At 60.0% G+C, this 9,332-nt stretch carries 8 protein-coding genes; all 8 read left to right on the top strand.

Annotated features, from left to right (window positions below):
• Positions 1-212: 212 nt before the first annotated feature.
• The 8 genes from C8D82_RS19150 to C8D82_RS19115 all read left to right on the top strand — a co-directional run bounded on the left by C8D82_RS19150 (position 213) and on the right by C8D82_RS19115 (position 8,710).
• Complete coding sequence (locus C8D82_RS19150; RefSeq protein ID WP_165833204.1) at positions 213-1,523, top strand: TolC family protein; 1,311 nt, start codon at positions 213-215, stop codon at positions 1,521-1,523.
• A gap of 25 nt (positions 1,524-1,548) precedes the next feature.
• Complete coding sequence (locus C8D82_RS19145; RefSeq protein ID WP_116885899.1) at positions 1,549-2,160, top strand: hypothetical protein; 612 nt, start codon at positions 1,549-1,551, stop codon at positions 2,158-2,160.
• The gene (locus C8D82_RS19140) at positions 2,097-2,465 is read left to right on the top strand and encodes a hypothetical protein (protein WP_133245299.1); all 369 of its coding nucleotides are present in this window, start codon (positions 2,097-2,099) and stop codon (positions 2,463-2,465) included. The genes C8D82_RS19145 and C8D82_RS19140 overlap by 64 nt, the downstream gene beginning before the upstream one ends.
• A 151-nt stretch (positions 2,466-2,616) precedes the next feature.
• Positions 2,617-3,369: an efflux RND transporter periplasmic adaptor subunit gene (locus tag C8D82_RS19135; RefSeq protein WP_116885897.1), complete on the top strand. Its 753-nt coding sequence runs from the start codon at positions 2,617-2,619 to the stop codon at positions 3,367-3,369.
• The gene (locus C8D82_RS19130) at positions 3,359-4,738 is read left to right on the top strand and encodes an efflux RND transporter periplasmic adaptor subunit (protein WP_116885896.1); all 1,380 of its coding nucleotides are present in this window, start codon (positions 3,359-3,361) and stop codon (positions 4,736-4,738) included. The genes C8D82_RS19135 and C8D82_RS19130 overlap by 11 nt, the downstream gene beginning before the upstream one ends.
• A gap of 4 nt (positions 4,739-4,742) precedes the next feature.
• Positions 4,743-6,809, top strand: coding sequence for a hypothetical protein (locus C8D82_RS19125; protein ID WP_116885895.1), 2,067 nt, complete (start codon positions 4,743-4,745; stop codon positions 6,807-6,809).
• On the top strand, positions 6,810-7,838 hold the full coding sequence (locus C8D82_RS19120; protein ID WP_133245298.1) for a Gfo/Idh/MocA family protein: 1,029 nt from the start codon (positions 6,810-6,812) through the stop codon (positions 7,836-7,838). It abuts the gene before it with no gap.
• A complete protein-coding gene (locus C8D82_RS19115) occupies positions 7,835-8,710 on the top strand; it encodes an alpha/beta hydrolase (protein ID WP_207776193.1) in 876 nt (291 codons plus the stop codon). The genes C8D82_RS19120 and C8D82_RS19115 overlap by 4 nt, the downstream gene beginning before the upstream one ends.
• Positions 8,711-9,332: the final 622 nt, after the last annotated feature.

The following is a 9,332-nucleotide window of genomic DNA, read 5'->3' as shown; positions in this document are numbered from 1 at the left end:
ATTCCCTTTATGTTGAGATTTTGAGTTACTCAAAATAAAAGGCAGATGCAACCTTGTCAAACAACACATCCCATCACAAAATTTGGGACATTATCTATTTTCTTGGGTTACTTGATGCATTAAACTATGAACCATATGATAAGCAGGTAAATATCTGCACCAGCCGTGACAATACGCCCGCTTCGAGCAGCAAGAAGGTCGGTGAAAGCGGTTTGACTTACGGTTACAGCACCAGCCAGGACCGCCATCTGAACTACCTGAACGTGGACCTGGCGTTGAGTGTGCTGGACTTCGGTCTGGCTTTCTTCAACACCCAGCAGGGAGAAGACCGGGTCCTGATGCGCGAACAGCGCGAAATCCGCGCCGGCCAGAATCTGTCGCTTGATGTGGCGAAGGCCTATTTCCAGGTTGCGGCCGCGCAGAAGGCGATCAAAATCACCACCAGCTTGCTGGAAGATTGCCGTTCCCGTTACGAAGTCATCTCCAAACTGAGCAAGTCCCGCGACATCACGCCGTTCCGCGCGTTCGAAGAAACCCGCCGGTTCGTCGATATGGAAAAGCGCCTGACCAACTATATCCGCACCTATGAAAACAGCTGTGTCGAACTGCGTTCGCTGCTGGGTATGCGTCCCGCCGGCAAGATTCTGGTGGATGATTCCATGCTGAACAAGGTGCCGGAATTCAATTCGCTGCCGGATATCGAGCTGATGGAGCAGATCGCGCTGCTGCAGCGTCCGGAACTCTATGAAATCGACATGCAGAAGCACATCAACGTGATCGAGTGCCGCAAGACGATTCTGATGATGCTGCCGAACGTCCGCATCTATACCGACTTCACCAACAGCACCAACTCCTTCCTCTATCACATGAGCTGGTATGAGCTGGGGATCCGCGCGGCCTACAACCTGCTGAAGCTGCCGCAGCAGATCGCCCGGTATCAGGCCTACAGCTCGCAGGTTGACGCGGAAGAGGCCCGTACTTTCGCGCAGGCGATCGGCGTGATGGCGCAGGTGCGCATCTCCCACGCGAACCTGATCGCGACCAAGGAGCGCTTCGACATCAACGACAAGGTCTACAAGACCTATAACGACAACCTGAAGTGGGCGGTCGCCAACCAGAAGATCACCGGTGAACTCTCCCGGCTTGAGCTGGATCACATGCGTTTGGAAACCGCGGAAACTGAAATCGACCGCCTGATGACGCTCGGCAATTACTATGTCGCCTACTATCGGATTCTGAATTCGATCGGCGTCCGTCATATCGATGCCAAGAGTCTGGGCGAGCTTCGCAATGAACTGGCGCAGGCCAAAGTCCGCGCCGCTGAAGAGCTGGAAAAGGCCCGGCGCACGTATGACGAGGATCGCGCCAAGCGGGTGGCCGCCAACACCAATCTTCAGAACCTGACTGAACTGGAAACGACGATCGTGAATCAGCCGCTGACCAAGTTCAATGATGTCGACTTTATTGCAATCTATGATGCCACTCCGGAAAAAGCGAATTCGATGCTGAACGAAAAGCGCTGAATACTGGATCAAAGGGAGGTTTTAAATGAAAAAAGTTAATATATTCAAACTGGAAGACCGGGTGCTGTTCGATGCCGCCGGTGTGGCGGATGCGGTTGACGCGGCCAATCAGGCGGCGAGCGCGGAAGCCTCCGCGGCTCAGGAGCAGGCTCAGGATTCCAAAGAGGCGTTGAAGAACGCGCCGCCGGAGAATCCGGCGGATGCGGCGGCGAATGCGCAGGCGCAGCAGAATCACTCCAATCCGGGAGAGGCGGCGGATCTGGACGCCGCCGCGAATAAGATCGTGGAAGGTGAAATCGTTCCCGGTCAGGCGCCGGAACAGGCCGATGCTCCAGCTGACGGAGCGGATGTGGATGCTTCCGCTGCCGATACGGATGGGGAGGCGCCCGATGCTGATCACGCGGCCGCCGAAAGTCAGGGCGGCGACGCCGGTGACTCCGGGGATGCGGGGGATGCCGGTGATATCAACGATGTGCCGCTCGGCGACATCGACGACTTAATATCAACGGCAGCAATACTTCAGTTGGGGTGTTCAATAATACTGGCATGGGCATTATTTATGACCATGGGCAAATGTGGATGGTTTCCGGGGCCAATGACCTTAATGCCACCAGCTTCCCGAGCCAGAACAACCTGAACTTCAGTTCGCTGGCGATGCTGCTGGGCAATGAGCTGCGGGCGGCGGAGCTGGAAGAGCTGTTCTATGAGGAAGGGTTCGTATTCCGCCGCAGCGGCAGCCTGCCGAAGCTGGATCCCAACGGCGACGATATCGCCGCCGTGCTCCAGTCGGAGGTCGATTTCCTCGGCCTTGAGACCGCCTACGATACGGCGATCTTCGACGGCGCCGACTTCTCGGATGCGGATTACTCCGACCTGATGAGCCGCGCCGACATCTTCAAGGATGAGGTCGATGAGGCTCTCTCCGAGATGGTCGCGATCTGATCCTGGCGGATTTGATCGACAATAATTGAAAACATGAGCAGCCGGCTCCGGAAAGTTCCGGGGCCGGTTGTGTCAAGGGGCCGGGACCGAAATCCCCGCGTGCGGCGAGGCTCCGGTTTGGCGTCCTGAAACAACTGAGGATTGTTTTCCGATGAAAAAAGTTTTTCTGCCGGTGCTTCTGGCGGCGATGTTTTCCGTCGCGGCCGTGGAGTCGAGGCCGGTCAAAGTGGTGCTGTTTCCTTTCCGGGAGGCGGAAATCGCCGCCAAAGTCGACGGCACGGTCAAGGAATATAAATTCCGGGTCGGAGAACGGTTCAAAGCGGGCGAAGTGCTGGTTCTGCTGGACGACACCCGCTACCGGATCGACTGCGAGCGCGCCGAAGCCTCGGCGCAAGATGCGAAGATTCAGGCGGAGTTCGCGGATGAATCCTATGTGTCGCAGAAGAAACTTTTCGACGAAAACTTTCAGAGCAAGATCGAATTGAAGCGGCGGGAGGCGGAGAGCGCTTCCGCCAACGCCCGGAAGAAGATCGCCGACGCCAACTATCTGGAGGCCAAGCTGCTGCTGGGATACTGCTTCCTGAACGTGCCGTTCGACGGCAAGATCGAGGAGGTGCTCTGCCGGGAGCATGAGACGGTCCGCGCCGGGCAGCCGCTTTTCAAGGTCATCGACGACGGCAAGCTGCTGGCGGTGATGAATGTGCCGGTTTCCGCGCCCCGGACGATCGGCACGGAGCTTTCGTTCCGTTTCGCCGGGCATCCGGATGTCGTGAAGGGAAAAGTGTTTGAAGTTTCTCCCCGGGCCGACCACCGGTCCGGCACGATCGAGATCAAGGCGCTGATCGACAATTCCGACGGCAAATTGACCGCCGGGCTGACCGGGGTGCTGACCGATGGCGAATGACCAGAAAAACGAGTGGAGCGCCAGGCTCAAAGCCTTCGGCATGATCATCAAGCTGAGCAATGACCTGTTTGCGGCTCCCGATTTCACCACGGCTTCCGGCATTGCGGTGAACAGTTCGCGCACGCTGCTGCGGTACAAAAGCTCCACGATGCTGGAAATTCAGGGCGGCAAGGCCCGTGTGGTCACGCCGTTCGCTCAGGTGGCGGTCAACCAGAGCACCAATGAGGCGCAGGCGCAGTGCGCGCTCTGCGAACATCTGGAGCTGACGGAGAAACCGCAGGTCCTGACGTTGGCGGATTGTTCCAATCTGGATCAGCGGGCCGGTGTGGCGTTGTCGCAGTTGATCGGCGACCGGGAAACGATGATGGTGGTGATGCTGGCGCCGCCGCCTTTCCTCGGGAAGGTGGATTTCCGGCTGGTGTGGCTGCTGGAATTCCCGGAGGAGGTGCCGAATTTCGCGATGAATGCGGCGAGCATTCTGGTCCGCAACTACGCGGAGGCGCTCTATTGCCACCGCTGCTGCCGGGCGTCGGGCAAGGCCCGGCTGCGCAGTATCTTCCGGCCCCGCAAGGTCGCGTTGTACATCCTGCTGGCGGTGATCGCCGCGCTGATGTTCGTGCCGGTCAACGAGTCGGTGAATGCGGAGTTCGTGGTGAAAGCGCCGGAAACGGTCAGCTCTTACGCGTGGTTCGACGGCCCGATCGCCAAGTGCTACAAGCAGGACGGCGACCGGGTCAAGGCCGGGCAGGTGATCGCGGAGTACGATACCAGCCAGGTGGCGTTCCGGCTGGCGAATGCCGCCAGCCAGGTCCGGGAGATCGAGAAGGAGTACGACCTGGAGAGCAGCGCTGCCTTTTCCGACCGGACCCGGCTGGGAAAGGTGCAGCTGATCGAAGCACGCCTGAACGGCGCCAAGGTGGCGGTGGATGAGGCGAACTGGTATCTGGCGCATTCCAAATTCATCGCTCCGGTGGATGGGGTGCTGGCGCTGGCGGACGGACGGGCCGAACTGTTGACCAACCGCGCGGTGCGCACCGGAGACAAAATTTTCGACATCTACACCGGCGACGGCAATGTGGCGGAAATCCTGGTCAATGAGCGGGACAGTTCGATCCTGCAGGGCAAGCTGGACGCGACGCTGTTTCTGTATACCCGCCCCGATCAGGCGATTGAGGCGGAGGTCACGTCGATCAGCAACTACCCGGAACTGACCGAGCAGCGCGTTTATTGCTACAAGGTGCGCGCCGCGATGAACAACGCCGACAACCTGCGATTCGGCATGCGCGGCATCGCGAAGCTGCGCGGAGAGCGGGTGTCGCTCGGTTACTACCTCTTCCGGAATCTGGTCATTTATCTCAGGTGGATCTGACGATATGAAAATAGGAATGCTGCGTCAGGACATCGAGCTGATCCGGCCCGGAGTGCATGGAAACTATCCGATGCTGTTCGATCCGGTTTCGGAGGGGTATTTCCGGATCAGTCCCGAAACGGCCCTGATCATCAGCAAGATGGATCAGCCGTATGAGCTGGAGGTGTTTCTCGAACGGCTGAAGGCCGCCGGACTGGAGGTGTCGTCCGCCGAAGTGATCGAACTGGTCTCCTTCCTGCAGCAGAACAATCTGTTCGCGCCGGAGTACGGCGAGTTCGAGCGCAAAAAGCAGATGGCCGAGCAGGTGAAGAAAAGCACGCTGCTGCTTCGGATCGCCTCGGTGTATATGTTTTTCAAGCTGCCTCCGATCCACCCGGACCGGTTTTTCCGCACGATCGCTCCCTATGTCGACTTTCTGGCGAGCCGGTGGTTCCTGATTCTGGTGCTGATTCCGGCAGTGCTGGGGTACATCCTGATGATCCGGGATTTTTCGGCGGTGCGGAGCATGTTCCTGGATTCGCTGTCGTGGGCGGGGCTGGCCAAATATTTCGTCGCGATTGTGGGGTTGAAGGTGATCCACGAAGCGTCCCACTCGCTGGCCGCGATGCACTTCAAATGCCGGGTGCGGGCGATCGGGGTGAGTTTCATCGTGTTTTACCCGCGCATTTTCACCGACACCACCGACAGTTGGCGGCTCCCGCTGCGGCAGCGCACCCTGATCGACTGCGCCGGTATCATCGGCGAACTGATCGTCGGCGGCATCGCCGCGCTGCTGTGGTGCTATCTGCCGCCGGGGCCGATGAAGTCGACCATGTTCTATATCTTCGCGGTCAGCTCCCTGAGCACGCTGCTGGTCAACGGCAATCCGCTGATCCGGTACGACGGCTACTACATCCTGTGCGACCTGCTGAACATCGAGAACCTGATGGGGAACTCCGCCGACTGCCTGAAACGGTACTGGCGGTACTATTTCTTCGGCCTCGGCGAAAAGCCGTCGGAGCCGCGGCGCGGCCTGTTGCTGGCATTCGGCATCGCGTCGTTTCTGTACCGGATCGTGCTTTATACCTCGATCATCATGATCGTCTACCACAGCTTCATCAAGGTGGTGGCGGTGATTTTGCTGATCCTCGAGGTTTACACGCTGGCGATTTTCCCGCTTTACCGCGAGATCAAGACGATCCGCACGATGTCGAAACGGGCGGCGGCGCGGGCGAACTGGTGGTGGAGCATCCTGACGGCGGCGATCGTGCTGGTGGTGCTGTTTTTCCCGCTTTCGTGGAACATCACGCTGCCGGGAGAGATCGTGGCGGAAAAGAGCGAGCTGATTTCGATCGAGGAGAGCGGTTTCCTCGCTTCCCCCTGGCCGAAGAACACGGTGCGGCTCAAGGCGGGCGACCTGATCTACCAATTGGAAAACCCGATGCTGGAATTCAACCGGCAGAAGGTGGTCTGGACCCATGCGTTCGACAACGCGCTGTTTGAGCTGCAGCAGCTCGACCGGGAGACTTTCAGCGACAGCCAGGTCACGGAGGAGAAGCTCAAAAGCGACGAACTGGGACTCCGGGAATTCAGGCGGCGCAAGGGCAACCTGATCCGCCGGGCGCCGGCGGAGGGCAATTTCGTGCCGCGCCGGACGGATATTTCGAAGGGGTTCTTTTTCCCGCCGGGCATGGTGGTCGGCGAGCTGGTCTCCGACACCAAGATGGTCTACGCCTATGCGACGGACCAGGAGGTGCGCAAGCTGAGGGCCAATCAGCGTGTGGAAGTCATCTTTCCCGACCGGTACGGCGTTGAGGAAGGGGAGATTCAGGCGATCGCCCAGATTCCGGCCAAGCTGCGGAACTCCCCGCTGCTGCAGAATTTCGGCGGGCCGCTGCCGGTTTACCGCGACGAAAACAGCCTTTCGCCCGAGTACAACTCCGTGATGGCCCTTTACCGGATCGAAGTCAGATTCGACCGCCAGCCGGAGGTGATGCCGGGGCGCACGGTCCGGGTCAAGGTGCTGCACAAGGAAGTGCTGGGCGAGGAACTTTACAATCTGGTGATGTCCGTCTTCCGGCGGGAATTCTGAGTGAAAGGAAAGGTCACGATGCTGAAGTGGGGAATTGCGGGAACCGGACAGATCGCCCGGGCGTTCGCGCTGGCGCTGAACCGGGCGGAGAACTGCCGGGCCTGCGGCGTGGCGGGACGCCGGGCGGAAAAGGCGGCGGCGTTCGCGGCGGAGCACCGGGTGGAGCGCGCCTATTCTTCGGTGGAGCAGATGTGCGCCGATCCCGAAATCGAGGCAGTCTACGTCTGTCCGCCCCATCCTTTCCATGCGGAATGGGCCCGCTGTGCATTGAAGCAGGGCAAGCACGTGCTCTGCGAAAAGCCGATGGCGCTCGGAATGGAGGAAATCCATGAAATGCAGCGGTTGGCCCGGGAACAGGGAGTGCTGCTGCTGGAGGGGTACATGTACCGCTGCCACCCGCAGACCGCGAAGCTGGTGGAGCTGCTCAAGGCGGGCGCGGTCGGCCGGGTGCGATCGGTGGAGGGGGCTTTCAGTTTCCGCTCCGAATTCAATCCGGCAAGCCGGTTGTTCGATCCGGCGCTGGGCGGCGGGGCGATCTGGGACATCGGCGGTTATCCGCTGTCGATGGCCAATCTGGTCGCCGCCGCTTCCTCCGGCAATGCGCCGGTGCGGCCGGAACGGCTGGAGGCGGTCGGCGTATGGGCGGAAAACGGCATCGATCTGCTTTCGACGGCGCTGGTGTGTTATCCGGCCGGAATCGTCGGGCGGCTCACGGTCAGTCTGACCAGCACCGAGGATAACTCCCTGCGGATCTACGGTGAGGGCGGGAAGATCGTCGTGCCCGATCCGTGGGTGTGCGACCGGGTGAATCCGCCGCAGGGCCGAATCCTGCTGACCCGGAGCGGCGAAGCGGCGGAGGTGATCGAAGTGCCGTGCGACCGGACCAGCTTCACGCTGGAGGCGGAGTATTTCGCTTCGCTGGCGGCGCAGGGGAAAACGGATGCCGTTTTCCCGGTGATGTCCGCGGCGGAGACGGTTTTGCAGAATGAACTGCTTCAGGAATGGGAAAGAAAGGCTGCGGGAAAATGAAAAAAATTGCTTTGTTGTTGTGCTGCTGTGCGATGTTTGCGCTGGCCGGTGCGGATGCGCCGGCGCCGTTCCGGCTGTGGCAGGGCGATGCGCCCGGCGCGCGCGGCACTTCCGAGTTCGATATTCCGACATTGACGGCATATCTGCCGGAGGGGGCGAAAGGGCCCGTTCCGGCGGTGCTGATCTGCCCCGGCGGCGGTTACGGCGGCCTGGCCGGACACGAGGGGGCGGATTACGCCCGGTTCCTGAACCGGCACGGCATCGCCGGGTTCGTGCTGCGCTACCGGCTCGGCTCCAAAGGCTACCGGCATCCGGTGATGCTGCAGGACGCCGCCCGGGCGATGCGGACCATCCGCAGCCGGGCGCAGGAGTTCAACGTCGATCCGGCCCGGATCGGAGTGATGGGCTCCTCGGCGGGCGGGCATCTGGCCGCCACGCTGCTGACGAAGTATGACGCGGGCAAGCCCGCTTCCGAAGATCCGGTCGAACGGGTCAGTTCCCGTCCCGATTTCGGCATCCTGTGCTATGCGGTGGTCACGATGGGGCCCGGCACGCACCGCGGCTCCCGGAACAACCTGCTCGGAGCCAATCCGTCGGCCGAATTGATCGACGCGCTTTCGGCCGAGAAGAATGTGACCGCCGACACGCCGCCGTGTTTCATCTGGCACACCGCCGACGACGGCGGGGTGCCGGTCTCCAACAGCATCAACTTCGCGACCGCCCTGAGCAATCACAAGGTGCCGTTTGCGCTGCACGTCTACGGAACCGGCCGTCACGGCCTCGGATTGGGGGACCGGTATCCCTATGACAACGCGCTGCCGTGGACCAGGGAATTGGTGTTGTGGTTGAAAGAGCGCAAGATCCTTCCGTAAGAATCCGGGATTTCGCTCCTCTCGGAGCGACCAAGGCGCTTCGCCCTTGGAACCCGACCGGCAAGGTGCCGGCGCCGGGTACGAGAGCCGGGAAAGGCGGTACGCCTTTCCCTCCGGGTGGGGGAGGCTCCGGTAGAGACAGGCAAGGTTATACCTGAGCGGCACACCGCTCCGGTCGGCGCAAAGCCCGCTTTTTTGCGGGCTTTAGGCACTCCCTGCGCCTGCTGCCGCCGGAGGTCACGCTCGGAACTTCCAGATGCTGACCTGGTAATAGAAAGATACCCTGATGGAGGCTGTTAAGAGCTAATCTCCCATATAGGCAAGGCGAGGTCAGGCAACAATACAATTGCCATATCACAGGCAAGCATATCTTTGAATACGAGCCTTATTGAACCTTGCCTGTATGAAAAGGTAGGGGAGAGTTCAGCCTCCATCAGAGTAACTTCACATCAGATGCTGACCGGGTAATAGACAGATACCCTGATGGAGGCTGATAAGAGTTTATCTGCCGATATACGCAAAGCGAGGTCAGGCAACAATACAATTGCCATATCACAGGCAAGCATATCTTTGAGTACGAGCCTTATTGAACCTTGCCTGCATGAAAAGGTAGGGAGAGTTC

It is taken from the genome of Victivallis vadensis (assembly GCF_003096415.1).
GTDB classification, from domain to species: Bacteria; Verrucomicrobiota; Lentisphaeria; order Victivallales; family Victivallaceae; genus Victivallis; species Victivallis vadensis.
This window is presented reverse-complemented; position numbering and strand designations above follow the sequence as displayed.

Excerpts from the sequence above, each read along its gene's own strand:
- C8D82_RS19125 (WP_116885895.1), top strand. The coding sequence starts at position 4,743 with ATGAAAATAGGAATGCTGCGTCAGGACATCGAGCTGATCCGGCCCGGA.
- C8D82_RS19135 (WP_116885897.1), top strand. The coding sequence starts at position 2,617 with ATGAAAAAAGTTTTTCTGCCGGTGCTTCTGGCGGCGATGTTTTCCGTC.
- C8D82_RS19130 (WP_116885896.1), top strand. The coding sequence starts at position 3,359 with ATGGCGAATGACCAGAAAAACGAGTGGAGCGCCAGGCTCAAAGCCTTC.
- C8D82_RS19145 (WP_116885899.1), top strand. The coding sequence starts at position 1,549 with ATGAAAAAAGTTAATATATTCAAACTGGAAGACCGGGTGCTGTTCGAT.
- C8D82_RS19115 (WP_207776193.1), top strand. The coding sequence starts at position 7,835 with ATGAAAAAAATTGCTTTGTTGTTGTGCTGCTGTGCGATGTTTGCGCTG.
- C8D82_RS19140 (WP_133245299.1), top strand. The coding sequence starts at position 2,097 with ATGTGGATGGTTTCCGGGGCCAATGACCTTAATGCCACCAGCTTCCCG.